The organism is Prevotella bivia DSM 20514 (assembly GCF_000262545.1).
Classification (GTDB): domain Bacteria; phylum Bacteroidota; class Bacteroidia; order Bacteroidales; family Bacteroidaceae; genus Prevotella; species Prevotella bivia.
Genome location: NZ_JH660660.1, coordinates 1,462,442 through 1,486,977, shown reverse-complemented (window position 1 = coordinate 1,486,977; position 24,536 = coordinate 1,462,442). Strand labels below are relative to the sequence as shown.

At 43.5% G+C, this 24,536-nt stretch carries 20 protein-coding genes and 2 pseudogenes; 7 read left to right on the top strand and 15 right to left on the bottom strand.

Annotated features, from left to right (window positions below; all coding sequences use genetic code 11):
- Positions 1-179 precede the first annotated feature (179 nt).
- The 3 genes from PREBIDRAFT_RS08750 to istA all read right to left on the bottom strand — a co-directional run bounded on the left by PREBIDRAFT_RS08750 (position 180) and on the right by istA (position 3,782).
- Positions 180-1,199, bottom strand: coding sequence for a hypothetical protein (locus PREBIDRAFT_RS08750; RefSeq protein WP_004339738.1), 1,020 nt, complete (start codon positions 1,197-1,199; stop codon positions 180-182).
- Positions 1,200-1,397: 198 nt separating this feature from the next.
- Positions 1,398-2,186, bottom strand: coding sequence for an IS21-like element helper ATPase IstB (gene istB, locus PREBIDRAFT_RS08745; RefSeq protein ID WP_004337048.1), 789 nt, complete (start codon positions 2,184-2,186; stop codon positions 1,398-1,400).
- A 6-nt stretch (positions 2,187-2,192) separates the two neighbouring features.
- Entirely contained in the window at positions 2,193-3,782 is a 1,590-nt protein-coding gene (istA, locus tag PREBIDRAFT_RS08740; protein WP_004337046.1) for an IS21 family transposase, read from the bottom strand.
- A 106-nt stretch (positions 3,783-3,888) separates the two neighbouring features.
- On the opposite strand from istA, the gene PREBIDRAFT_RS08735 reads away from it, so the two are divergent.
- Both PREBIDRAFT_RS08735 and PREBIDRAFT_RS08730 read left to right on the top strand, forming a co-directional pair.
- On the top strand, positions 3,889-5,583 hold the full coding sequence (locus tag PREBIDRAFT_RS08735) for a hypothetical protein (protein ID WP_155122324.1): 1,695 nt from the start codon (positions 3,889-3,891) through the stop codon (positions 5,581-5,583).
- Positions 5,584-5,852: 269 nt separating this feature from the next.
- Positions 5,853-6,941 carry a clostripain-related cysteine peptidase gene (locus tag PREBIDRAFT_RS08730; protein ID WP_004336036.1) on the top strand — a complete coding sequence of 363 codons (1,089 nt, stop codon included), beginning with the start codon at positions 5,853-5,855 and terminating at the stop codon, positions 6,939-6,941.
- 950 nt (positions 6,942-7,891) lie between these two features.
- Here PREBIDRAFT_RS08730 and PREBIDRAFT_RS11735 read toward each other — a convergent pair.
- The 6 genes and pseudogenes from PREBIDRAFT_RS11735 to kdpF all read right to left on the bottom strand — a co-directional run bounded on the left by PREBIDRAFT_RS11735 (position 7,892) and on the right by kdpF (position 13,342).
- A pseudogene (locus tag PREBIDRAFT_RS11735) lies at positions 7,892-8,078 on the bottom strand (hypothetical protein).
- Between the two features lie 98 nt (positions 8,079-8,176).
- Positions 8,177-8,875 (bottom strand): TorF family putative porin, encoded by a 699-nt coding sequence (locus tag PREBIDRAFT_RS08715; protein ID WP_004336041.1) that lies wholly within the window; start codon positions 8,873-8,875, stop codon positions 8,177-8,179.
- 10 nt (positions 8,876-8,885) lie between these two features.
- On the bottom strand, positions 8,886-9,458 hold the full coding sequence (locus PREBIDRAFT_RS08710; RefSeq protein ID WP_004336042.1) for a K(+)-transporting ATPase subunit C: 573 nt from the start codon (positions 9,456-9,458) through the stop codon (positions 8,886-8,888).
- A 21-nt stretch (positions 9,459-9,479) separates the two neighbouring features.
- Positions 9,480-11,513 carry a potassium-transporting ATPase subunit KdpB gene (kdpB, locus tag PREBIDRAFT_RS08705; RefSeq protein WP_004336043.1) on the bottom strand — a complete coding sequence of 678 codons (2,034 nt, stop codon included), beginning with the start codon at positions 11,511-11,513 and terminating at the stop codon, positions 9,480-9,482.
- A 22-nt stretch (positions 11,514-11,535) separates the two neighbouring features.
- Positions 11,536-13,242: a potassium-transporting ATPase subunit KdpA gene (gene kdpA / locus PREBIDRAFT_RS08700; RefSeq protein WP_004336044.1), complete on the bottom strand. Its 1,707-nt coding sequence runs from the start codon at positions 13,240-13,242 to the stop codon at positions 11,536-11,538.
- A gap of 19 nt (positions 13,243-13,261) precedes the next feature.
- The gene (kdpF, locus tag PREBIDRAFT_RS11900; RefSeq protein WP_004336045.1) at positions 13,262-13,342 is read right to left on the bottom strand and encodes a K(+)-transporting ATPase subunit F; all 81 of its coding nucleotides are present in this window, start codon (positions 13,340-13,342) and stop codon (positions 13,262-13,264) included.
- Between the two features lie 479 nt (positions 13,343-13,821).
- Here kdpF and PREBIDRAFT_RS08695 point away from each other — a divergent pair, with 479 nt between their 5' ends.
- The 3 genes from PREBIDRAFT_RS08695 (at position 13,822) to PREBIDRAFT_RS08685 (ending at position 18,078) form a co-directional block, all read left to right on the top strand.
- Positions 13,822-14,958: a histidine kinase gene (locus PREBIDRAFT_RS08695; RefSeq protein WP_004336046.1), complete on the top strand. Its 1,137-nt coding sequence runs from the start codon at positions 13,822-13,824 to the stop codon at positions 14,956-14,958.
- Between the two features lie 69 nt (positions 14,959-15,027).
- Positions 15,028-16,368 carry a sigma-54-dependent transcriptional regulator gene (locus tag PREBIDRAFT_RS08690; RefSeq protein WP_004336048.1) on the top strand — a complete coding sequence of 447 codons (1,341 nt, stop codon included), beginning with the start codon at positions 15,028-15,030 and terminating at the stop codon, positions 16,366-16,368.
- 12 nt (positions 16,369-16,380) lie between these two features.
- Positions 16,381-18,078, top strand: coding sequence for a sensor histidine kinase (locus tag PREBIDRAFT_RS08685; protein WP_004336050.1), 1,698 nt, complete (start codon positions 16,381-16,383; stop codon positions 18,076-18,078).
- Positions 18,079-18,166: 88 nt separating this feature from the next.
- On the opposite strand, the gene PREBIDRAFT_RS08680 is transcribed toward PREBIDRAFT_RS08685, so the two are convergent.
- The 3 genes and pseudogenes from PREBIDRAFT_RS08680 to PREBIDRAFT_RS11235 all read right to left on the bottom strand — a co-directional run.
- Positions 18,167-18,913 carry a transposase gene (locus PREBIDRAFT_RS08680; RefSeq protein WP_238295889.1) on the bottom strand — a complete coding sequence of 249 codons (747 nt, stop codon included), beginning with the start codon at positions 18,911-18,913 and terminating at the stop codon, positions 18,167-18,169.
- Positions 18,914-18,915: 2 nt separating this feature from the next.
- Entirely contained in the window at positions 18,916-19,227 is a 312-nt protein-coding gene (locus tag PREBIDRAFT_RS11730; protein WP_238295891.1) for a transposase, read from the bottom strand.
- A 16-nt stretch (positions 19,228-19,243) separates the two neighbouring features.
- Positions 19,244-19,477: pseudogene (locus PREBIDRAFT_RS11235) on the bottom strand (Arm DNA-binding domain-containing protein); the annotation flags it as partial.
- Positions 19,478-19,978: 501 nt separating this feature from the next.
- Between PREBIDRAFT_RS11235 and PREBIDRAFT_RS08675 the strand changes: the two are divergent.
- Together PREBIDRAFT_RS08675 and PREBIDRAFT_RS08670 are read left to right on the top strand one after the other, a co-directional pair.
- On the top strand, positions 19,979-21,271 hold the full coding sequence (locus PREBIDRAFT_RS08675; RefSeq protein WP_004336056.1) for a site-specific integrase: 1,293 nt from the start codon (positions 19,979-19,981) through the stop codon (positions 21,269-21,271).
- 85 nt (positions 21,272-21,356) lie between these two features.
- Positions 21,357-22,454 carry a PDDEXK nuclease domain-containing protein gene (locus PREBIDRAFT_RS08670; protein WP_004336059.1) on the top strand — a complete coding sequence of 366 codons (1,098 nt, stop codon included), beginning with the start codon at positions 21,357-21,359 and terminating at the stop codon, positions 22,452-22,454.
- A 44-nt stretch (positions 22,455-22,498) separates the two neighbouring features.
- Here PREBIDRAFT_RS08670 and PREBIDRAFT_RS08665 read toward each other — a convergent pair whose 3' ends face one another.
- The 3 genes from PREBIDRAFT_RS08665 to PREBIDRAFT_RS08655 are packed head-to-tail and all read right to left on the bottom strand — an operon-like array spanning position 22,499 to position 24,450.
- Positions 22,499-23,158 carry a hypothetical protein gene (locus PREBIDRAFT_RS08665; RefSeq protein WP_004336061.1) on the bottom strand — a complete coding sequence of 220 codons (660 nt, stop codon included), beginning with the start codon at positions 23,156-23,158 and terminating at the stop codon, positions 22,499-22,501.
- Between the two features lie 21 nt (positions 23,159-23,179).
- Positions 23,180-24,106, bottom strand: coding sequence for a relaxase/mobilization nuclease domain-containing protein (locus tag PREBIDRAFT_RS08660; protein ID WP_004336063.1), 927 nt, complete (start codon positions 24,104-24,106; stop codon positions 23,180-23,182).
- On the bottom strand, positions 24,103-24,450 hold the full coding sequence (locus tag PREBIDRAFT_RS08655; protein WP_004336065.1) for a plasmid mobilization protein: 348 nt from the start codon (positions 24,448-24,450) through the stop codon (positions 24,103-24,105). Before PREBIDRAFT_RS08655 ends, PREBIDRAFT_RS08660 begins: the two co-directional genes overlap by 4 nt.
- Between the last annotated feature and the right edge of the window lie 86 nt (positions 24,451-24,536).

Genomic DNA, 24,536 nt, shown 5'->3' with positions numbered 1-24,536 from the left:
TCTGCTCGTACTCGGCAATCAATGTCTTGAGCCTCGCCAGCTCCTCGGCGTGCGGGTCGGTAAGGTCGCCGTACTTTCTGAACAGCTGGTACACCTATTGAGCGGTGCCGGCGATGTCCCCCCCCTCGGGGTTCAGAACTTCTTTTCTCGCGGAAGTGTTGTTCCCCTGGGGGTTGGTGTTATTTTACGACGCGCACCAAGCGCACGGAGTTGCCGCCGAGTTCGCCTTTCGAGCCGAACACCGCGCCGATCGTAATGTTGTAGTGGATCATTGACACGTTCTCCGGTATCGCCTTACCGTCGGACGTGGAGGTCCAGTAGTTGAAGTGGCGGCCTATCTGATCTATCTTGCATTTGCCTTTGTTAAAGCCTGTGTTCCATCCGGCAAAGGGCAAGAAGAGGCAGCCCTTCTCGGTGACGGCTTCCATCTTGAGGATCTTGCCCTTATTGCCGCTCGGCCCGTTGGTGTCGAGGGTATGCTTGCCGAAAGTAGAGCCATTCGGTGCGGTGAAGAGCGACATTGCAGTCGACTTGTTCATTCCATCGGGGAATATCACGATTCCAGCCTGGTCCACTTTTCTCTCCACAGTACCGTTGCCGTTGAGGTCGAGGAACGCGAGGGCGAAAGCAGGCGTGCTGGCGTCGTCAGGAAAACGGCGCACGTCGAATAGGTACTGCCAATCGCTATTGCTGGGGGTTACTAATGGGTCGGGGCTGTCGGCCAGCTTTGCGTATTTGGTCCAGTCTTGGTCCGTGCCCTGGTACTCTGTGTTTTTTATGGGCAGGAAGTATTTGCCCTTGTTCTTTTCGATGAGGGTGGGGTACTTTGGGCGTCCGAAGAAGAACATGTCGAACACGGGGTTGTCGGTGCAGCTCACGTTCCATGCGCCGTCGACGTCCTGCACACAGGTGTACTCACCGAAGTAGCCGTTTTCGGTCGTTGTGTTGGTGGGGGGCACTATGATCCACTGCTCGGGGGCGAGTCGGTAGTATCCCTTCAGCACGTTGTACTTGGCTTCCAGCGCTAGTGGTTGGTCCTTGCCCTTGCGGTAGAGGGTGTTGGAGTCGATGTGCTTGCGCACGGTGAGTGAATATACCTGCTTAGGCATCATGTACTGCAGGTTGCCGTCGGTGAAGTTTACCTTCTTGCCATCCTTGCTCACGGTGAACTGGGATGGGGTGCCAGCGGCGTTGCGCACGAAGGCGTCGGCGTTGTTGCCTACGGTCGCCGGTTCGGCTCCAGCGGAGACGATTTCGTTGGAGGTTTGCTTGTCGGTGTAGATGTTGGAAAAGCCACACTAATTTGACCCACGCTGGCAAAGTATTTTAGACCCAGTAAAACGATTTATTATTGACCCACTAAATGCCCTGGTCGGGTGGGTCATTTTATTTCGCTATTACCTACCAATATTCTTTGCTTTTATCTTTCTAAGACTCTCTCCAGTTAGTTCTATTTGATATGAGCTATGCACGATTCTATCTAGTACAGCATCTGCCACGGTAGGGTCGCCTATTGCATCGTACCAGTTGTCCACAGGAAGTTGAGAAGATATGATAATCGACTTCCTTTCATGCCTATCTTCTATAATATCAAGTAATATAGGACGCTCTTTTGCATCTACAGGTACAAGGAAGGCATCGTCGAGGATTAACAAGCGACATCGCTCTATCTTCTTTAGCTCTGTTTCTAACGTTCCTTTATTCTTGGCGACTTTAAGTATCCCTAGTAATTTTGACATATTAGCATACATCGTTCTAATACCATTTTTACAAGCATGATAGCCTATAGCTGTAGCGATAAAACTTTTACCAGTTCCTGATGAACCAGTAATAAATATATTGCGTCCTTGCTTGATAAAATCAAGTGAGAGTATTCTCTCCATTTTGTTTTGGCTAAGGTTGCGATTGATATTATAATCTATTTGCTCAGGATAGGCTTTATATCTAAACCCTGCTGATTTTATGAGTCTTTCAATAGCAGCTGCGGAACGATAGTCCCATTCTCGAGATAAGAGCCATGATAAAAAGGCATCTGGTGTCATCGTATCTGCAATTGTAGTTGTTAGACTTTCTTCAAAGGCAGTTGCCATACCCGTAAGCCTCATTCTATGCATTAAATCAAGAGATAACTGATTCTTATCCATTTCTTGCACAATAGGTGCTGTCTTATTATTATTTAGTTCCATAGTTGTTTACTTTAATTGTTTGCTATTATTGTTATTATTGGATAATTGCTTTGAGAAATAATCCTTGCCTCGTATGTTCTTATGCGTTTTTGATTTATATTCAGGAGATAGCTCCATATTATCTTCATCCATAGATATATAGGAAGCATCATCACCCTTCTGTAGTATATCCTTTATCTCATTATAGCCATAGCGTCGTCCTTCCGAAGCACAGTTACAAGCTGCTACTAGACGAGCCATGCCATACTTCTTCTCCAGCGACATGATACCACGGCAAGAGCGGAAGGCTTTTGGTGGATATTTCATCTGCGTAGCGACTTCCTTGAGATAAAGCAGAAGGATGTTGTCTATTTGCCCTGCCCGTTGATATATTTCCTCCAAATCCTTTTCAAAGCTACCATGATGACCAGGAAGATTATGTGCATCTTTCTGTGAGTAGGTATAGGGAGTATCATCTCGCTGATGGATGGTAACTAACTTTAACCCATAGTAGATTTGAACATTGTCATTATCGTAAATAAGCTCCATACGTTTGCCGATATACTCTGTTGGAACACTATAACTATGCTTTCTTAGCATAACGAAGCTATTAGCCATGACAGTAGCAGACTTTCTAGACTTCATCTGATAGCGAGCGGTAGGAAGAGGACGAAGAAAATCTTTTTCCATTTCCTCAAATAGTTCTTGGCGGGATTCCTTACGTCCACTCAATCTACGGCTATTAAATGCTTCTAAAGATGTGCGTATAGCAATATTAAGTGATTCTAGATTATGGAAAATTTGCCCTTCAATATCTACATATACCGACCGATACATTAGCTTTACAGCATTCTCAACCAGTGCCTTGTCCTTGGGACGGCGCACCCTAGCTGGATAAACAGCCATGTCATAAAATTCAGCCATAGCAGCGAAGTCGTCATTGATAACAGGCTCATTACGATCACTGCGGATAACGGCTGATTTTAAGTTGTCAGGCACAACAGCCTTGGGTACACCACCAAAGAAATGAAGAGCATTCTCGCAAGCAACGATAAGGTCTTCCTTCTTCTGCGACCACACTGCCTCGCAATAGGTGTAATGACTGCATGGAAGGGTAGCCACAAAAACCTCTACCTTCCGCACCTCACCCGTCTGTTCTTCGACTATCTCTAGTTTATCACCCGCATAATCAATATACATCTGATCGCCAGCAAGGTGCTCTACATGTCCTACGGCTCGTGTTTGACATCTGTAGGCATGGATTGCGTGTTTGAAAGTAGAATACTGGTAACCATTAGGATGAGTTTTGAGATACTCCGTGTGAAGAGATAAGATAGAAACACCCTTCTTGCTAAGCCGTTTCACATAATCAGGAACAAGTGCCTCTAACTCCAACTTACGAGCAGAAGGCGGACGGTTACGAGAATGCCCATCTGAAAACAAGTCCGCTAGCTTATCATCTGAAAGCGACAGAATTTGCTCCATAGACAAGCCACTTTCTTGGAATTTACGGACATACTTGCGGAGGGTGTTACGAGATATATGGAAAGTACTAGAAATACTTCTTATTCCCATACCAGATGCGTAACAGCGCAATAAATTCTTTAATTTTGTCATATAAATAATAGTTTTATGTTTTTAATGCCGACCAGGACAGTAACACAAAACTACAAAATGACCCTAAAAAACTAGCGTTTCAAAGGGTCATTCTTATTTTGGCAAGGTGGGGCTGGTTATTTTAACCTTACTGGGTCTAAAATACTTGCCAGCGTGGGTCAAATTAGTGTGGCTTTTCCAACTTCGTCAGAGTATTAATCAGTCCTATCTCGTTAAGGGACAAACTCCTGAGCTTTATTGTAAGGATAATTTAGGAAGTGTTGCTTTAGCTATTGGACCATTTGTTCCTAATAAGGGTGTTAGTGGCGATATGAAAAAGATGCATATGCAGCTCTACACTTATGAAAATAAGGCTGACGAATTAATTGTTGAGGTGCAAGGTCTCTACAAAGGGCAGAAAGCTCAATTTGCAATTCCTTTTACTGGCAGAAAAGTAAAGCGTAATACACGTTATATCGTTCAGCTTCGCAATGCAGATGATATTTCTCATGTGACTTTTAATATTGTAGAAGTAAAAGATTGGGATGAAGGAGGTGTATCGACACTGAAGCCTGGAACAGATGCTGCGATGCCTACAGTAAAATCGATTGCAGCTTCTAATGACAAAGGTACTGCTGCTACTGCACACCATACTGCCAACAATGCAGAGGCTAATAAGGTAACAAGCATTAACGTCACCACTCCTGAAGCTTACTATTTGAAGGTGAATGTGGAAAGCCCTGCTATGGAAAGCCGTATCTTGATAAATAAGGCAGAATACCCTTGGATTTCTGTTAGTGAATTGGGTACGGCTAATATTAGCGGTGGCAAATTACAACAGACTTTTTTGGTGAAGATTGGCAAAAATGTGGATTTATATGACCGCTCAGCAGTATTGGAAGTGCAGAATGCTTACGCTCCTAATAAGGTTGCACCCAAATTGATTACTTTGACCCAGAAAGCTGCTACTACATCGTTAAATCCTGTTGCATGGATAGCAAAGGCTTATGTTACAGATCTAAATACTTTTGGTCCTGTTGTAACAGACGATAATTTCGGTCAAAAAAATCTTGGAAAGCTCTATCAATGGGGACGTAATAAAACAGACTTAACAGGCGGAAATGAGAAGGCTTCTATGCAAGCAACAGATGCTCGTTTGTGGAGTAGCAATAAAGTTTTTTTAGGTGATAATATTAATATGTATAATTCCGCTTTGCCTTCTGTTAAAAGTTGGAAGGAAGCTATTGCAAAGTCTACCAATGCGCCAGCGTCCTATAAAGGTAACAATGATGGAGATCCTTCGCCTAAAGGATGGCATCTTCCTAAATGGGAAGAAGCTATGGTTATAACGTATTATGTGTGGACTTTTGATGGTGCTCAAACTTTCTTTTCTGGTGCAGTAAATGCACAGAATGTTAAAGAAACTGTGAAATTTCATGGAGAGAAGGCTCCTTTATCCATCACTTCTGATTATTATTCTACTGAGAAAAATGTAGCTTATGCTCTTAGATTTAAGGGGGCTAATAATAAGTATCTTACAGCTTTTAAATTTACGTCTCGTTATCCAGGCGTTGTTGTACAAACGCGTTATTTAGGTGAGAAAGGTGCCTCTGTAAAAGTGCAGGATATAGCTAACGAGAATTATTGGAACCAATCTGCTGGTAGTGATGTTGTTAGATATATAATAGGAGATTTGTGGACTGGTGATAAAGAGTTGGGAACTACAATAGGTTCAGTAGGTACTAAGTTGGGTACTTTATTATATGTATATTATTATCCCAATCAAAATTATCTCTCTTTCATTCTTCCTTTCCGCAATTAAGGTTTAAGTAATTAGTTTTTTTTAGGCGTGTTAGCACTCGGGCTCCCGAAAGCGCACGCCTAATATATTTTAAGTAAGATTTCTATATATTCTTTTTGCAGTAGCGTTAGAACAAGCTATACTGTAGAGGATTACCTAATTGATTATATCGTCTTATCTTTGCTTTTATGCGTATAATAAGTTTATGTTTTGTCTTTAGTTTCTTTATTCTTTTTTCTTGTTCGAAAGAGGAAAATATCTATCAACAGCAGTATAAGACCCGTACAGTTTTGGCTTATATTGCAGCCGATAATGACCTATCGGCAGAAGCTAAAAGTAAGTGTGAAGCATTGTTAACAGGTTGGAATGCTAGTATGGGTAAGCTCTTAGTGGTTACAGATGATGGGAAGCATCCCCCCTTGTTATTGCAAGCTACTATGAGCAATGGTCAAAAGCAATGGGATACGCTTCGCGTTTATACTCAAGATAATATGGCTGACCGCGTGCTACTCACAACCGTTATTGCTGATATGTCTCATTTTGCTCCAGCAGATACTTATGGTTTCATTGTTTTTAGTCATGCTACGGGATGGCTACCTGCAGAAAGAAATACTTCTGCTGCTACTAACATACAGGAAGCTCATATGCAAGGTATCCCCAAGGTGCAAGGTGAAGGGATTGTAACACGTGCGCTCATTAAAGATGGCACACACTATATGAATATCGACGATTTTGCAGGAGCAATACCCGATCATCGATTTACATTTATAGCTTTTGATATGTGTTTTATGGCAAATGTTGAAGCACTTTATTCGTTGCGTAATAAAGCCGATTATTTTATTGCCTCTGCTACAGAAATTCTCAGTCCAGGGTTTACCCCTATTTATCGTACCCATTTGAGTAAACTCTTTTGTACTCGATGCAATCAGCCTCGTCCTCTAATAGCTTTTGCAACAGCTTATTTTGACTATTGGAATAAGCAGGAGGGTATTTATCGTTCTGCCACTATTAGTGTTATTAGAGCTAGTGCGTTTGAGGAAATGGCAGAATTAAGTAGGCATATCCTTTTTAAGAGTTCCTTGTATAAGGATTTGTCTAGCCAAAGGAGTTTGTTTCAACCTTATGATCGGTATTCTACGCATCTATTTTTTGACTTTAGCCAATATCTTAACTATTTAGCTCTAACAACAGAGCAGCGTAAAGAGATAGCTAGGGTGATGAACCATCTTGTGATTTATAAGAATAATACATCTCATCTTATTTCCCTACCAATTATTCAGCATTCTGGGTTGTCTGTATATATCGATAATCCCTATAATCCAGCTCTCAATAAAGCTCATAATCATACTGATTGGCAAAAACGAGTGATATCAAATTAGTAAATGCTCCTGTTCGGGATAAGAATTATTTAAGGTGGGTTCTATAAATGAGCTTTTATGGATTTTTGAATTATTATCGAGATCAGTTTGAAAGTTAATGAAGAAGTTATGCGGGCATAACGACTGAAGAAACTTACAAAATGAGCCGATAAGAAACGAAAAGACATAAAAAGGTAAGTAGCTCATCAATGATATTAATAACCGTAGGAATTAATAGAACCCACCTCTACACCCTAGACCGTGGGTTGAGTCGATTACAGATGATAATGTGGAGTCAAATTGCTCCATGATTGAAAATAATCCCCCAAAAGGAGTGAGTCTCTCAGATTTAATTTGTATCTTCGCCATATCTATCGTCGGATTCTCTTGTTTTTTTTGCAACACTAAGATAAGTAAAAATTCTGACATGGCAAAATCCTGAGCAACTTTTTGTTGCTCAGGTACTTAAAAAGTTTAATTTATAATAGTGTTGCGGAATTAAGGTTAAATATAATCCTCACTATCCAGAATTTCGGCAAGGGAAATTAAGATGATCACTATCTCAAGTAAAATCACATAAATGAAAACATACTTTATTCCACAAAAAGACAAGATATCATTTTGTGATAATATATTTTATTGGCTTTGGCACAATACACCCAAAAGAGGTTTTCCTGATCGTACTTTTGCTATAATAGCAGTTCTTCAATTTTCTTATATAGTGTTCTTTGTAATAATGCTATTAATTTTACTAAATATAGTAATAGAGAGAAGTATTGCCGATAGTTTTGAACTATTGAGTAGCCCATTGTTCATATTATTTGTATTTTTAATTCTTATCAATATGAAAATATACAATGAAAACAAATATGAAAAACTACAGACACACTTCAATAAACTCTCATTGAAGGAAGTGAAGATTTATAAAAAGAAATTCTTCTACAGTATGCTTATAAGCGTTATAATAATAGTCATAGAATTATTGTTTTTTTTATTATCCTCAAATCCGCAACTAAGCCCTTGAACGTCCTTATTGCGTGTACATGTCCTCTCATTACTGAATTAGCAGATAATTTGAACTTGAAGCACCCACTTGCGGCCTACAATATCCCCTTACCCCACAATGCGACTTGAGGCAATACGCTGTATCATACCCATAAGTTGTAGGCATTGTCCAAAATCAGTCTGGAATACATCTGCGTAAGCATTATTACAGGTATAGATATTCAGCACATACCGCCTTGATGTCCTGATCCTTAAAAACCTAGACTAACTCCACCGAGCAAATAGGTCTTGTCGGAGGAAGGTGCCACAATAGCTTGCACAAATAGCGGAATTGAAAATCGCTCTGTAATTTTTATATCCTTGCTTGCCTTGAGTGCAATATCTGCAACAGTAGCTCCATCTGCATTATACATACCTTTCCAAGGCGTAAAACCAATTGACGGAGTAAGAGTTACCTCATAAGGGCATTGAATATTGTATGAGGCATTGATGTAGGTTGAATAAGCACGGTTGCCCGATTGATTGTCATCTCCCCCTGCAAACATTGTTGACCAACTTAATGTAAGTGGGATTCGTTCGCTAATGGTATAGCTCAATGATGCTTCGAAATGGTGATCATGTTTGTAGTCACCATAGGGTGCGGCAATACCATTCCACCAATAGTCTAATAATGTTATACCAAACCGACCAATGGAATAGTTCAAAATCAAGTCAAACTCCTGTGCACCATCTGACTTAGTTAAACTTTGACTGCCCCATGCCGATAAGGATAGATTGCGGTAGGAAAGCGCCAAAGTAGGTTGTACTGAAAATCCTGAATTCTGATAGGCACCACGCCACACATAATCGCTTACCAGATCTATTTTCCCATTCACTTTGAAATCATGTGCTTGAAGTTTAGGCGACACAATAAGAGTGCTTAGCAGGAATACTGACAATATTTTTTTCATAAGATCCTTACTATTTGGTTATATTATTTAGTGCTACATTAAGCTTCAATACATTTACTTTCTCAGGTCCGAAGAGTCCAAAGAGAGAACCTTGTACTTGCTCATCGACAATCTTCTTGACATCCTCCTCACGCCATCCGCGAGCATGGGCCACACGTTTCACTTGTACGTATGCACATTCGGGCGTGATATCAGGATCGAGTCCAGAACCACTGGCTGTGACCATTTCGGCGGGGACTTCGCTACGCTTCAAGTAGGGGTGATGTACCAAGAATGTATCAATGTGTGCTTCGACTTCAGCTAGATACTCCTCATTCGTCACACCCTTGTTGCTTCCGCACGACGAGGTCGCATCATAGCTATCGCCCGCACACGATGGACGTCCCCAGAAGTATATGTCTTGGGTAAAGAGCTGTCCCACATTGGCAGCTCCAACAGTTTGTCCATTCAGCGTTATCGTTTCTGCATTTCCATCACCCGGAGAAGCGATACGTGCAAAGAGCCATAATACAAATATGTATCCTATACTAAGAACAAGGCAGAATGCGATTGTAATTCGTGCCGACTTGATTAAATTTTTCATTGTTATGATAGTTTTTAGAGATTAAAAGAAAAGACCTACTAGCAGATCGATGAGTTTGATGCCTACAAAGGGGGCGATGACTCCACCTAATCCATAGATAAGCAAGTTGCGACGGAGCAGGGCCGATGCACCTATAGGCTTATACTGTACTCCTCGCAAGGCCAATGGAATCAGGATAGGAATGATAATGGCATTGAAGATGACAGCAGATAGTATCGCACTCTCGGGGCTATGCAGTTGCATAATATTTAGAGCTTGTAACTGAGGAATGGACACCATAAACAAGGCCGGAACGATGGCAAAGTATTTGGCTACATCGTTGGCAATAGAGAAGGTGGTCAGAGTGCCGCGAGTCATGAGCAGCTGCTTACCGATCTCTACAATTTCTATCAGTTTGGTAGGATCGTTGTCGAGATCTACCATATTACCGGCTTCCTTGGCTGCCTGTGTACCGCTATTCATTGCCACACCCACATTGGCTTGTGCCAAGGCAGGAGCATCGTTGGTGCCATCGCCCATCATAGCCACCAGCTTGCCTGCTTGCTGTTCGCGCTTGATATACTCCATCTTATCCTCGGGTTTGGCTTCGGCAATGAAGTCGTCCACGCCGGCTTGCTCGGCAATATATTTGGCGGTGAGCGGATTATCGCCTGTCACCATCACCGTTTTCACTCCCATCTTGCGCAGACGGCTGAAACGCTCTTGAATGCCCGGTTTGATAATATCTTGCAATTCGATAACTCCGGCCACCTCTTTGTTGATGCTGACTACCAACGGAGTGCCACCATTGCTGGTTATCTGATCAATGCGCACCTCAATCTCCGTGGGGAAGGTATTGCCTGCCGCCTCTACGATGTGACGGATAGCTTGATAAGCGCCTTTACGGATTTCGGTACCGTCTTGCAGGTCGATGCCCGAGCATTTGGTTTCGGCCGAGAACTTGATCATGTGTGAACCCTCTATGCAGAGCTGCCGCATGTGGGCTCCTTGTTGGCGGCCCAAGTCGATGATTGATTTTCCTTCAGGGGTATCATCGGACACGGACGAGAGCAGACAGGCTGATACAAAACGTTGCGGATCCATACCTTTCACCAGATAAAACCCAGTAGCTTTGCGGTTGCCGATGGTGATGGTTCCTGTCTTGTCGAGCAAGAGGGTATCGACATCGCCAGCCGTTTCCACTGCCTTACCGCTCTTGGTGATGACATTGGCACGCAAGGCACGGTTCATACCAGCAATGCCTATGGCTGAGAGCAGCCCTCCGATGGTAGTGGGAATGAGGCAGACGAAGAGCGAGAGGAAAGCTGCGATGCTAATGGTAGCGCCCGAATAGTCGGCCATAGGCTTTAAGGTGATGCACACGATGATGAACACCAAGGTAAAGGCGGATAGGAGGATGGTCAGCGCTATCTCATTGGGAGTCTTCTGACGCGAGGCCCCTTCGACCAAGGCAATCATCTTGTCGAGGAAACTCTCACCCGGACTGGTGGTGACGCGGGCTACGATGTGGTCGGACAGCACCTTCGTTCCACCTGTTACGGAACTCTTATCACCACCTGCCTCACGAATTACGGGGGCTGATTCACCGGTGATGGCACTCTCGTCGATGGATGCCAAACCTTCGATAATCTCACCATCGGCTGGAATCACATCGCCAGCCTCGCAAGTGAACAGATCGCCTTTACGGAGCATCGAACTACTTACATGCTTTACCTTACCATCTATCAATTGCTTGGCTGGTGTCTCTTCTCGCGTCTTACGCAGGCTATCGGCTTGGGCCTTGCCGCGAGCCTCGGCAATGGCTTCGGCAAAGTTTGCAAACAGCAAGGTGACCAGTAGAATAATGAAAACCAACAAATTGTAGGTAAACGAGTCTTGAGCAGGACTAAAAAGCGAATAGCCGGTGACTAACATCATGAATACTGTGCATACCTCTACGGTGAACATTACCGGATTCTTGATCATCAAGCGAGGATTGAGCTTTACAAAAGATTGCTTGATACTTTCTTTGACTTGGTCTCTCTGAAACAGAGAGGCTGATTTATTATCTTTCATACTTCTTGTTATTGCTAAATGATTAGAGACTAAAATGTTCGGCGATTGTACTCAGTGCTTGTGCAGGGAAGAACGACAAGGCGGCTATGATGAGGATCACGGCAAAGGTCATCACACCGAAGGTAGCGGTATCGGTGCGCAGCGTGCCTGCACTCTCAGGCACATAACGCTTCTCGGCCAACAAACCTGCTATGGCTACTTGTCCGATGATGGGGACGAAACGGCCTAATATCAACACCAATCCACAAGAGAAGTTCCAAAACCAAGTATTATCTCCCAAACCCTCAAAACCAGAACCATTGTTGGCTGCCGAAGAGGTATATTCATAGAGTATCTCACCCAGTCCATGATAGCCAGGATTGTTGAGCCATCCGCCTTCACTCGCTACAAAGTCGGGGGCATAGACAAAGAGATAGGCAGCCAAAGCTGTTCCCACCAAGATAATAAAGGGATGAAGCAGGGCTACGATAGAGGCAATCTTCATCTCACGCGCTTCTACCTTATGCCCTAAGAACTCAGGCGTACGACCCACCATCAATCCGCTGATGAATACAGCCATGATGATGAATGTGAAGTAATTCATCCAGCCTACACCCACGCCTCCAAACCAAGTGTTAATCTGCATATTTAGCATCTCCATCATACCAGAAAGTGGCATGGTAGAGTCGTGCATACCATTGACTGAACCGTTGGAAGTGACAGTGGTCACTACGCTCCACAAACCGGTAGCAGCTGAACCAAAGCGCACTTCCTTGCCTTCCATGGAGCCTCCGTTTTGGGCGATGCCCATAGCATCAATACGCGAGTTGCCACCCATCTCCTGGCTAACATTGATGCCCACACCCATTAAGAAACCCACCAGCATCACACCATAAATCACAGAACCCAAACGCTTACGTTTCAGATAGAAACCAAAAGCGAAAGCCATGGCCATGGGGATAAGCAGGATGGAGATGCACTCTACCATATTGGTCAGGTAAGTGGGGTTCTCAAGGGGATGAGAGGAGTTCACACCAAAGTAGCCACCACCATTGGTACCCAGTTGCTTGATGGGAATAATAGCGGCCGCAGGACCTTGTGAAATCTGCTGAACGGTTCCTTCCAAGGTAGTGACTTCCATCTTGCCATCGAAACCCATAGGTACACCTTCTACAATGAGGATGAAACCTACGATAAGGGAGAGTGGTAGAAGGATGCGGGTGACACTCAGCACTAGGTAGTTCCAGAAGTTGCCAATAGTCTGGGTAGTCTTGGCCGCCAATGCTTTCATGATGCCCGCCATAGCTGCCATACCACAAGCAGCGGTGATAAACTGGAAGAGCATGATGACGAAGAGCTGAGTGAAATAGGTCAAGCCACTCTCGCCGCTATAGTGCTGTAGGTTGCAGTTGACCATGAAACTGATGCAGGTGTTGAACGCCTGATGGGCAGTCTGTCCTAAGTTGCCGTCAGGATTGAGCGGCAGGCTACCTTGAAGTACCAGCAGCACCATGCCCCATACAAACCAGAAGAGGTTCACCGTGAGCAAGGCACGAAGAAACTGTTTCCAGTTCATTTCTTCCCCAGGATTGATTCCACTCAAGCGGAATATCATCCGTTCTACGGGACGCAAGAAGTCGAGCCACGTTTTCTCTCCTTTATAAACTCTCGCTATGTATTTACCCAAGGGATAGCTGAGCCCCACCATGAGTACGATTTGCGCCGCAACGCCTACTAATTCTGTATTCATACCTAAATTGTTTTTTAGTTTAGAACCTTTCCGGCTTCAGAAGTACATACATCATATAGCCGAACAGGAGGATGCCTACGATAAATAAAGCTGTGTACATCATTTTTTGAGTTTTTTAGATTTTCTCGAACCAGTCGATACATTTGTTGAACATCACAAAGCAGCCGATGCCACTGAGCATACAGACTGCAAAACCTACTGAAAATAATTCCGTCATTTCATACTTTTTTAGAGTTAAACTTCTGTTATAAAATTCTACTTCTCTATGGGCAATGCACATGCCAGATGAGACAGACACTCCGTAAGGAGCTCATAACCAACGAGAAATAATTTTATCTCTCGAAATTGAGTTATTTTATCCTTCCCAAAATGGAAAGGTGTATTTTCGGAATAATAAGACCTGTCTGAAGTGGACTTTCAACTATCTGAGACAATCATTTTTTCATTTTGAAAAACGACCCTTCCAAAATAGAAGGGTATAAGCCGGGAAAAGAAAGAAATATACTCAAATATAACACATTACGATGCTGGCATATAATTTGCACGACTTATTAACGATAGTAAAAAGGAATAAACTTCATGAATAAAACAGATACGCATAGTGCCGAATACTTTCTGCAACTCATCAAACGCCAGCGCAGGGGGAAGTTCAAGATCTACATCGGAATGATTGCCGGTGTGGGCAAGAGCTATCGGATGCTGTGCGATGCGCACGAAATGCAGCAGCAGGGAGTGGATGTGCAGATTGGTTATATCGAAACACATGGCCGACCAGGAACGAAGGCTCTAATCGACGGACTGACTGTCATCCCCCGCAAACAGGTTTACTATAAAGGCAAGCTGGTAGAGGAGATGGATGTGGATGCCATCGTGGCCAGACATCCTGAAGTTGTTATAGTAGATGAACTGGCTCACTCCAACATCGATGGAAGTCGAAACGCCAAACGCTGGCAAGATGTGATGAATCTGCTGGATGCAGGTATCAACGTCATCAGTGCGGTCAATATCCAGCACATCGAAAGCCTGAACGAAGAGGTGCACCATATCGTTGGTATTGATGTAGGGGAGCGCATCCCCGACACCGTGTTGCGCGAAGCGGATGAAGTGGTCAATATCGATCTTACCGCCGAGGAACTTCTTGACCGCCTGAAAGCCGGAAAAATATACCGGAAGGAAAATATCCAGCAGGCCTTGGACCACTTCTTCCAAACCGACCATATCCTCCGTCTGCGTGAACTGGCGCTGAAAGAGGTGGCTTTTCGAGTGGAAAAGAAGGTGCTGAGTGAGTCTAGTGCTGAGACTCAACAATCGCCTACCAAACGGGGGCCTCTCTTGGCTTGTATCAGCAGCCATCCCACCTCACCACGACATATCATCCGACGGGTATCGAGGTTGGCCGAACAATACGACTGTAGTTTTCTAGTGCTCTATGTACAAACTCCACATGAAAATACAGATAATATTCCTTTAGCTGACCAACGTCACCTGTTGGATCATTTCAAGCTAGTGGCAGAGTTGGGTGGAAAGGTGGTGGAGCGCACTTCGCCTCATGTGTTGGAAGCCATCATCGATTTATGTCATGAGCAACCTATCTCCACCGTCTGCTTGGGACAGCCTGCTTTCCGAATGCCCAGAATTTTATGGGATATCAAAAAATATCGCACGTTTTTGGACGCTCTGAAGCAACTGAATACTGATTTAATCATATTATCCTGAAAAACAGGGAGCATTAATAGAAGAATAAGCGTGCTTTTGTAGGTACAAAATGAAAGAAGAATATAATTTATGAATCAAAATAAGAAAGTATTGATAGTAGATGATGAACCGAGCCTGCGTAAACTAATGGCACGTCTCATCTCGCTCGAAGGATATACGGTAGTCGAGGCTGACTCATTGACTACTGGTAAGAAGATGTTGCAGAAGGAGGCGCCTGATGTAGTGCTGCTCGACGTATTCCTGCCCGATGGCAATGGGGTGGAAGTAGTGTCCGAATGGAATAAACTGCTACCCGAGGGGAAAATTATCCTCTTGACCGCCCATGGAAACATCCAGGACGGAGTAAGTGCCATCAAAAATGGGGCTTACGATTACTTAGTGAAAGGAGATGACAACATTCGCATCATCCCGATGATTGGCCGTGCGTGCGAGGAAATCGGACTGCGCCGCAAGGTGACTCAACTGGAAAAAATCATCGACAAGGAGTATTCGTTCGACACCATCATCGGGAAGTCCAAACCCTTATTGGGGGCTATTGATATGGCTCGCAAAGTAGCTCCTACCGATACGACCATCTTACTTACGGGGGAAACCGGTACGGGTAAGGAAGTCTTTGCAGGGGCTATACATCAACTGAGTAACCGTCGTGGTGGCTCTTTTGTGGCCGTCAACTGCGGTGCGTTAAGCCCGGAACTGCTCGAAAGCGAGCTCTTTGGTTACAAGGCTGGCGCCTTTACGGGGGCTACAAAGGACAAACGAGGCTTGTTTGACCAAGCCAAAAATGGTACACTCTTTCTCGATGAAATTGGCGAAATGCCCCTATCGCTACAGGTGAAGATGCTGCGTGTGCTAGAAACAGGCGATTACATCCCAGTGGGCGATATGGTAAGCCACCATGCCGATGTGCGTGTGATTGCCGCTACCAACCGTCATCTAAAAGAAGAAATTGCGCAGGGCAACTTCCGCGAAGATTTATACTACCGCCTCTCTATCTTTTCCATCGACTTACCTCCTCTTAGAGAGCGTGGTGAAGATATCCGTCTATTGGCTGAAAACTTCATGCAGGCTTTTGCCCATAAGCAAAACAAGCCGATTGATGGCATGGATGATTCTTTCATCGCATTGATTAGACGATATCCGTGGAAAGGAAATATCCGCGAACTTCGCAATGTGATGGAACGGAGCGTGATTCTTGCCTCAGGAGACAAGCTGACGGCTCAAGATCTTCCCTTGGAGGTGCAATGGAATGAAGGTGAAAGTGGAAGTGGATTGGAATTAGCCACAATCGAAAGACATCACATCATCAAAATGTTAGCTTATACAGGGGGCAACAAGACAGAGGCGGCTCGACTGATGAAGATTGGGCTGACTACTCTCTATCGGAAAATCGAAGACTATGGTCTCAAATAAATCTGAGCGAATATGAAAATCAAGACCAAAATATCCTCTCTCTTTGGTTTGCTGCTGGGCACCATTCTGTTGATGGGTGCCTTTGCTTGCATCACTGTGTATCAGCAGAAAGTGAGCACGGAGCGTATTCTCAAGGACAACTATCACTCGGTGACTTATGCGCAGCAGATGCTGAGTGCCACCAATATCTATTATACAGATAGTGTCAACTCGCTCAAGAACTTTCGAGAAAATCTGGCTCTGCAGAAAAAGAATGTCACGGAGCAAGAAGAACGGATGATGACCGAACGACTCGAATCTCGTTTTAATGCTTTTTTGGCGCAACCTACCACTACCAACATGCTGCAACTACACGAAGCTATCAACACCATTATTCGTCTCAATACAAATGCTATTTATTACAAATCGGAACAGGCCTCAGATAGTGCTAAAACCGCCTTGTTATGGACCATATTGATGGCATTGCTTTGTGCTGGTGTAGCAACATTCATGCAGATTCATTTTCCCAAATCATTATCTTCGCCTATCCAAAAGTTAATAGAAGGCATCACCGAAATTGCCAATGGCCATTATGGCAAGAGATTGGAGTTTGCCGAAGACGCTGAGTTTGCTCCTGTAGCTACTTCCTTCAATCACATGACCGAGCAGCTGGCACTCTATGAAGAGAGCAACATGGCTCGTATTATTGCCGCCAAGCAGTATCTGGAGACCGTGGTACGTGCCATCAACAAGCCAATTTTGGGCTTGAACCAACAGCAAGAGATACTTTTTGCCAATACGGCTCTAAGTAATCTGATCAATCTGCCTGAAGATAAGTTAGTAGGTCAGTCCGCTTTGGCTCTCTCCGTAAACAATGATTTATTGCGCAGGTTGGTGAAAGGAATGCCTGAAAATGGAGGCTCTGAAAAGGAACCTCTCAAGATTTATGCGGATAACAAGGAGAGCTATTTTGAGGTACATTATCTGAAGTTGGCCGACGAATATGGCACCGTGGTGATGCTCAACGATGTGACGAAGTTCAAGGAACTCGACAATGCCAAGACCAACTTCATCTCTGTGATTTCCCATGAATTGAAGACTCCTATATCAGCCATTCTGATGAGTCTGCAATTGCTCGAAGACAAACGCATAGGCACGCTGAGCGACGAGCAGCAGGAACTTGCCAAAAGCATAGGTGACAACAGTGACCGTCTGCTCAAAATCACTGGTGAACTGCTCAAAATGACTCAAGTAGAGAGTGGCTCCTTGCAACTTAGCCCCAAGGTGACCAAACCTATTGAGCTTATTGAATATGCTATCAAGGCTACCCATGTGCTGGCCGAGCGATTCGAATGCAATATTGAAGTAGAATATCCTACCGAGAAGATGCCCAAACTTTTTGTGGATTCAGAGAAGATTGCTTGGGTAATCACAAATCTGCTCGGCAATGCCATTCACTATTCACCACAACATGGGCGTATCATAATCGGTGCCCGCCAAACAGAGAATCGCATTGAAATCTATGTACGTGACTTTGGAAAAGGTATTGATCCTCGTTACCATGACACTATCTTCGAACGTTATTTTCGTGTACCAGGCACCAAGGTGCAAGGATCTGGCTTGGGATTGGCCATCTCGAAAGATTTTGTGGAAGCGCATGGAGGAAACATTCGAGTGGAGAGCGAAATCGGAAAGGGAAGTTGCTTTATTGTAACTTTAGATTCGATGTAAGCAAGAAAATTTATCTATCTTCGGATATTTCACCTTATTTTTGACAGCGGCATTTATAGCAATAGTTCGTTAAAATTTGAGGATATGGCTACGCAGCCTTAGGCTGCCAGCCAATGAGTTCTTTGACAATCTTACTAATTAAAGTTCGGTTCGGTCGGCATCGGGACATGTCGAAAATTAATTTTGTATAGTTCGCATTGAACATCAACGACTTAACTTTTGCTATGGAATTGTACATACCATTGTCTTTCATAAAGACCTTGGCGGCATTCAGTGAGGCGAACGATGCGTTGAACGCAAAGTCCAACTGTCTCTTGTGTCTTGCCTGACAATCCATAAGTCCCGTAAACTGCTTGCTGTCGCGATAGCAGAACTCTATCTGGAAACGAGTGCGGTATGTCTTCAATACTTCCTCACCCGTCATTGAGAGTTTTGTCGAGAAGAACAACTTGCACTTTCCACCTGGCATTCGCCAGATGACAAGTCGCACCCTCTTCTTTAGAGCCTTGGCATAAACCTCGAGGGTGTACGCCTTTCCGTCCAGTCCATCAATGTGCAGTTCTTCCATACATGAGAGGTTGAGGTTTGCCAAGTCAATCTTGTCTCCCTTGACTCTTGGTCGTCCACGCCTCTTTTCCCTCTTGGAAATGTAATGCAGGCAAGCGTTGTCACGGAAGCGGCTGACCAGATAGAAGCCAAGCTCCGACATACCCTTCTCGAACGTGGATGTGGAGAAGAATGCGTCAGCCACTACTATATCAGTGATACTCAGCAGTTTCTTTGAATACCGCTTCATAACATTGATGTAATATTCGACGAGTGTCTTGTTCCTCATCTTCAGCGCGAGCTCCCTATTGTCTGATGGGCACGCAGCATCATGCACTTGTTGTTGGCAACATCCAGCAAGCCGATGCCTATGATTTCAAGTCCGTGCTTCACCGCCCCTGCACATCCCGACCAGAACCGTCCGATATGAGGAGTCTTCTTCCCGACCTTGCTGATATAGCATAGGTCTATGGCAATGGCAAGTAAGCCATCCATGTCCAACACACGCCTTGCAAGAGACAGGTTCAACAGAAGCCAATCGGTGCAGTCTTTCTTCTTTCGGTTGAAATTCTGACGATAGGTCTGCTCGCCGTAGCGAGCCATCTGTGTGAAGTTTATGCAAGTTCGTATTCAGAGCTTCGGTGTGACGACCTTTTACTCGCTCTTTTTCGTGATCCCATTGGGACTGCACGATGGTGATGCCAGTGGAGCCTAGTGACATCCGCTCATTGTTGAGATAGATGCGTAGCATTACTGGCGTTTTTCCTTCCTTGTTCACATAGTTGCTGCGAAGGTAGAATGCTGTTCTGAAAATTGATTGCATACATTGTCTGTTTTTATTGTAGACAAGCATAGAAAGTTTGCTACCAGAAAAGCTACACATTTACGGTGCTAATAACTCTCTACAACTCGCCTACAAAGTTGCACATAATTATTTGAACTACAGCAATGTACAAGTACTCTAAACAGACTCTCTACGTACTCTTGGCTACAATTATTTTTTGCGAGAAAAAAGTGTAGCCAGATTGTAGCCATTGGAGAGTATTTTGGGCGTTTCGGCTATCTCTGTAACTACTCTGAAGAGGTAGAGGCTTATAAAACAAAAGTATCGTAACTCGTTAGAATTACGATACTTAGGCTTTTCTAGTAGTGCTCTCTGGCGGTGCTGCCAGAGTACTTAAAGCGGAGAGAGAGGCTCTTTCTCTTGAACTATCACAACCTATCAAATCGCATCAATCTATTGTAATATAGTCGTTTACGTAAAGTGTTATTAAAATGAGATTTCACGGAAAATCTTTGGTTATATCATTTTTAGGGTGTAACTTTGGGTGCATAAATCAATACACCCGAAGGTATGAATATCAAACGGAACATCATCTTCACGTTGGAGAGCAGGAAGAAGGACGGAGTTCTTATCACAGAGAACGTGCCGATTCGTATGCGTGTTAATTTTGCGTCCAAGCGGATTGAGTTTACCACTGGCTACCGCATCGATGCTACCAAATGGGATGCAGATAAGCAACGTGTGAAGAATGGTTGTAGTAACAAGTTGAAACAATCAGCTTCCGAAATCAACGCTTCGCTCTTGGAGTATTATACAGAAATACAGGCAATCTTTAAGAAGTTTGAGGTAGAGGACGTAATGCCAACACCCGAACAGATTAAGGAGGCTTTCAATGCTTTGCACAAAACTGCGAGCAAAGAGCCTAAGTCCCAAAAAGAAGCATTGCCTTGCGACTTCTTTCAGGTGTTTGATAATTTTGTCGAGGATTGTGGACGTCAGAACAATTGGACGGACTCCACTTTTGAGAAATTTGCAGCCGTGAAAAATCATTTGACCAACTTTCGTGAAGGACTTACCTTTGAGTTCTTTGATGAGCGAGGCTTGAATGACTATGTGGGTTATCTCCGTGACGTAAAGGAAATGCGCAATTCGACCATTGGCAAGCAACTGAGTTTCTTGAAGTGGTTTTTGCGCTGGGCTTTCAAGAAAGGTGTGCATCAAAACAACGCCTACGACAACTATAAGCCGAAACTCAAGAGTACGCAGAAGAAAATCATCTTTCTCACTTGGGACGAACTCAATCGTCTCCGAGAGTTCAAAATCCCCTCCAACAAGCAGGCTCTCGAACGTGTGCGTGATGTATTTCTCTTCCAATGCTTCACTGGCTTGCGTTATTCAGATGTATTCAACCTCCGCAGGAGTGATATTAAAGGCGACCATATTGAAGTTACAACGGTCAAGACTTCCGATAGCTTGATTATCGAGCTGAACAATCACAGTAAAGCGATTCTTGACAAATACAAGGATGTGGCGTTTGAAAATGATAAGGTCTTGCCTGTGATTACCAATCAGAAAATGAATGATTATCTTAAAGAATTGGCAAAATTGGCAGGAATTGACGAACCCATTCGCCAAACTTATTACAAAGGTAATGAGCGTATTGACGAAGTTACACCTAAATATGCCCTGCTTGGCACACATGCAGGTCGCCGCACTTTTATCTGCAATGCGCTTGCATTGGGTATTCCTCCTCAAGTTGTGATGAAGTGGACAGGGCACAGCGATTACAAGGCTATGAAACCTTACATAGATATTGCGGACGATATTAAGGCAAATGCCATGAGTAAATTCAATCAATTATAATATATTTGGAGCAGTTTGGCTGGTCATAAATTCAACAAGAACATTCACGCAAGAGCCTCTTGCGTAAAATCATAAAGACAAAAGTATGGATAATGAAATAATACTCTCTGCGAATAACCCTCAGGGCCAACTATCAGAATATGCTGAATGGTTGGAGAATATCAAATCGCAATATCGTAATGCACAACTCAAGGCTGCTGTTAAGATAAATTCTGAGTTATTGCGCTTTTATTGGAAGTTAGGCCATGACTTGGTCACCCTAAAAGCGGAAGAGCGTTGGGGTGCAGGAATTATAGAGCGTATAAGCCTTGATTTCAAAGAGGCTTTTCCTCGACAAAGTGGTTTTTCAAAAACAAACTTGTGGTACATTAAGAAATGGTATGCCTTTTATTCTCTGTCTGATACAATTCTCCACCAAGCTGGTGGAGAATTAGAAGATTTACTCTTTCAGGTCCCATGGAGGCACCATTGTGAAATCATCACCAAATGCAAAACTATAGAGGAGGCAAACTTCTATTTACAAGAAACTGTAAACAATGGTTGGAGCCGCTCCGCTTTAGAAAATGCACTGACGGCAAACTTCTATCAACAAAAAGGAAAGGCTATTACCAATTTTAAGGAACACTTACCTGCCCCACAGAGCAAACTTGCTCAGGAGACACTAAAAGACCCCTACAACTTTGATTTCCTTACAATGCGAGAGGACTATGACGAAAGGGATTTGGAAGATGAATTGACAAAACACATTACCCAGTTACTTTTGGAGCTGGGCAAAGGCTTTTCGTTTTGTGGCAGGCAGGTAGAACTTGTGGTATCAGGAACGTCTTATCGAATTGATATGCTCTTTTACCATATTCGCCTTAAATGCTATGTGGTTGTAGAGTTAAAGACGCATGCTTTTCAGCCAGAATATGCAGGCAAACTCAACTTTTACGTTACTGCAGTGGACAAACTGCTCAAGCAGGAAGAAGATAATTCTACGATAGGACTTCTTATTTGTAAAACAAAAGATGAAACAAAAGTTGAGTGGGCATTCAATGGCATCAATAAGCCATTAGGTGTAGCTGCTTATGAATTGAATAATATCATACCGAAAGAAATTGTTTCAAAATTGCCCACAATAGAAGAGGTGGAACAAGGACTCAATAAGGTAGATGTGTCTAATAAATCTGCAAGCAAATAGGATAATCTCCCCTAAATAGCATGAACGCTACTTAGGGGCGTATTTTATTGTTTCAAGTGTTTCTGAAGCCCCGCTTGTTCTTCCGTAATACTCTTCTGTTGTAGCAACAATTCCGCTTGCCTTTGCAGGGCTTGTTCGTAATCAACAACTTTCTGCTGCACCTGTTGAATGGCTTTGGGATTGCGGTGCGTGATAAAAAGGCTGTCGAGATGGGCGAAGTCTTTACTTGTTGCTTTGCCTTGCATACGCAGGTAGCGGTAACGTAGGTCGTAATCGGAGGCTGTTTGTAGCTTGTTGGCTCCCATACCGAAGAACCAACAACTTACAATAACCAGCCCACAAACCAATAAGAGCAGCATACGCTCGGCTAATTGCACGCTTGCAAAGAGCGAGTAATTCTTAAATACTATGGGCTTTTGTTGTTTGCTGATAAGCTGTTGCAACGTTTCAAACTTTGGGTCGAGCTTCTTATTCGACTCTGATAGTGCCTCCAAAATAAAAAGTTGATGTTCTTTGATTTTGGTTTGGGTTTCTTTCGAGAGATGGATTTGCACGGTTTCTTGTGTTTTAATGCTATCTCCCTTTGGATTAGATAGCTGTTCAGCAATAGTAGTGCGCAGTTCTGCTTGTGCTTTACTGATGGCTTTGCAGTCTTGTTTGAGTTCTTCGAGCATATCGAGAACAGGTGCTATTTCGTTATTCATACTGATATAAATTTGATGTGATTAAATTCTACGTTTGCGATTAGCTCTATTACGGAGTTTCTTTTGAAATCGAAGTTCATCAACATCTACGCCATTACTTGGTGTTGGCATAGAAAACACTTCACTAATTGCTTCGGATAGGTCGGTAATGAAATTGCTTTCATCTACAGAATCTGCCATAGGCTCATTTTGTAGATGAATTTTCTCTTGTTTGTGAGAATTTTGTTCTATCTCAGCATTGAGGCGAGAGAAAGAGCATGAGCGGTCTATCTTTGAGCCACTGAAACTACATCCGTCTTTTTCAAAGATGATTCCTTGTACATCATCGGTATTACCTTTTGTTTTGAAACAAGTTGTAATATCTTGTTGCTCTAATTCTGCAACAAAATCTTTCCAAGTCTTAGATTGAGGTAATATAGAGTTGATAGCATCAAATATCTCATAGCGTAACTTGTCTTCGCCTCGCAATCGGTGGCGATTTACGGCTCGCTTACCTTCTCCAATGGTCAAACCATAACGCTCTGTCAGTTCACGGCAAATCTTCGTTGAACGATACTTCTCATTGCGGTCGCTAATGGTCTTGCTTTTATTACCAATGCGGTTGATACAAATGTGAAGATGCGGATGCTGGCAATCGCTGTGCCTTACGATAAGGCTCTGCGTATCTCCGTAGCCCATTTTCTCTATATATTCATTGGCAATCTTGACCATCACATCATCTGTCAATCGCTCGGCATCTCTAGCAGAGAACGAGAGTATCGTATGACAAACAGGCTTCTGTACACTTGGACGCATAGAGGCTTGCAAGTTGAAGTCGTGTGCAATGTCATTTGGCAAAGAACTGCGTACACCTATGGCTTGTAAAACCTTGGCTTCATCTTCACGTTTGCTAAGCATATAATTGACAACTCCACTGAAGTTTGTTCCTTTGATAATTTTTGCAATCATGGTTTCAAGCGTTTCATAAGTTCGTTAATAAGTTGTTTCAGAGCATTCAAATCTTCATTGAGTGCAGAGATTCCGAAAGCATTGAGTCGATGGGCTATCTGATTGAGATTGTTTGCCATGCCCGAAACCGTACGGATGAGTCGCATTTCCTCTGGCTTGATTCGGCTCTTTACTTCTGCATTTATAATGAGCAGTCGTAAAAATTCTGTTCGAGAAATGGAGGCTTCACGTGCTTTTCCCAACAAGGTGTAATACTCCATTGTATTAAGTCGAAGAAGCACTTGATATTTCCGTTTCTCTGATAAAGTCTTAGTGGGTCGTCCACCTTTATTTTTCTGTTCCATTTTTTATTTTTTTGATGAGACCAACGGGATTTTCACCTCCCAAAGGTGGGAGCAAGTAGGTTTTGAGATACTCAAAACACAAACTT

Excerpts from the sequence above, each read along its gene's own strand:
- istB (WP_004337048.1), bottom strand. The coding sequence starts at position 2,186 with ATGGAACTAAATAATAATAAGACAGCACCTATTGTGCAAGAAATGGAT.
- istA (WP_004337046.1), bottom strand. The coding sequence starts at position 3,782 with ATGACAAAATTAAAGAATTTATTGCGCTGTTACGCATCTGGTATGGGA.
- PREBIDRAFT_RS08715 (WP_004336041.1), bottom strand. The coding sequence starts at position 8,875 with ATGAAAAAAATATTGTCAGTATTCCTGCTAAGCACTCTTATTGTGTCG.
- PREBIDRAFT_RS08710 (WP_004336042.1), bottom strand. The coding sequence starts at position 9,458 with ATGAAAAATTTAATCAAGTCGGCACGAATTACAATCGCATTCTGCCTT.
- kdpB (WP_004336043.1), bottom strand. The coding sequence starts at position 11,513 with ATGAAAGATAATAAATCAGCCTCTCTGTTTCAGAGAGACCAAGTCAAA.
- kdpA (WP_004336044.1), bottom strand. The coding sequence starts at position 13,242 with ATGAATACAGAATTAGTAGGCGTTGCGGCGCAAATCGTACTCATGGTG.
- kdpF (WP_004336045.1), bottom strand. The coding sequence starts at position 13,342 with ATGTACACAGCTTTATTTATCGTAGGCATCCTCCTGTTCGGCTATATG.
- PREBIDRAFT_RS08695 (WP_004336046.1), top strand. The coding sequence starts at position 13,822 with ATGAATAAAACAGATACGCATAGTGCCGAATACTTTCTGCAACTCATC.
- PREBIDRAFT_RS08690 (WP_004336048.1), top strand. The coding sequence starts at position 15,028 with ATGAATCAAAATAAGAAAGTATTGATAGTAGATGATGAACCGAGCCTG.
- PREBIDRAFT_RS08685 (WP_004336050.1), top strand. The coding sequence starts at position 16,381 with ATGAAAATCAAGACCAAAATATCCTCTCTCTTTGGTTTGCTGCTGGGC.
- PREBIDRAFT_RS08680 (WP_238295889.1), bottom strand. The coding sequence starts at position 18,913 with ATGAGGAACAAGACACTCGTCGAATATTACATCAATGTTATGAAGCGG.
- PREBIDRAFT_RS11730 (WP_238295891.1), bottom strand. The coding sequence starts at position 19,227 with ATGGCTCGCTACGGCGAGCAGACCTATCGTCAGAATTTCAACCGAAAG.
- PREBIDRAFT_RS08675 (WP_004336056.1), top strand. The coding sequence starts at position 19,979 with ATGAATATCAAACGGAACATCATCTTCACGTTGGAGAGCAGGAAGAAG.
- PREBIDRAFT_RS08670 (WP_004336059.1), top strand. The coding sequence starts at position 21,357 with ATGGATAATGAAATAATACTCTCTGCGAATAACCCTCAGGGCCAACTA.
- PREBIDRAFT_RS08665 (WP_004336061.1), bottom strand. The coding sequence starts at position 23,158 with ATGAATAACGAAATAGCACCTGTTCTCGATATGCTCGAAGAACTCAAA.
- PREBIDRAFT_RS08660 (WP_004336063.1), bottom strand. The coding sequence starts at position 24,106 with ATGATTGCAAAAATTATCAAAGGAACAAACTTCAGTGGAGTTGTCAAT.
- PREBIDRAFT_RS08655 (WP_004336065.1), bottom strand. The coding sequence starts at position 24,450 with ATGGAACAGAAAAATAAAGGTGGACGACCCACTAAGACTTTATCAGAG.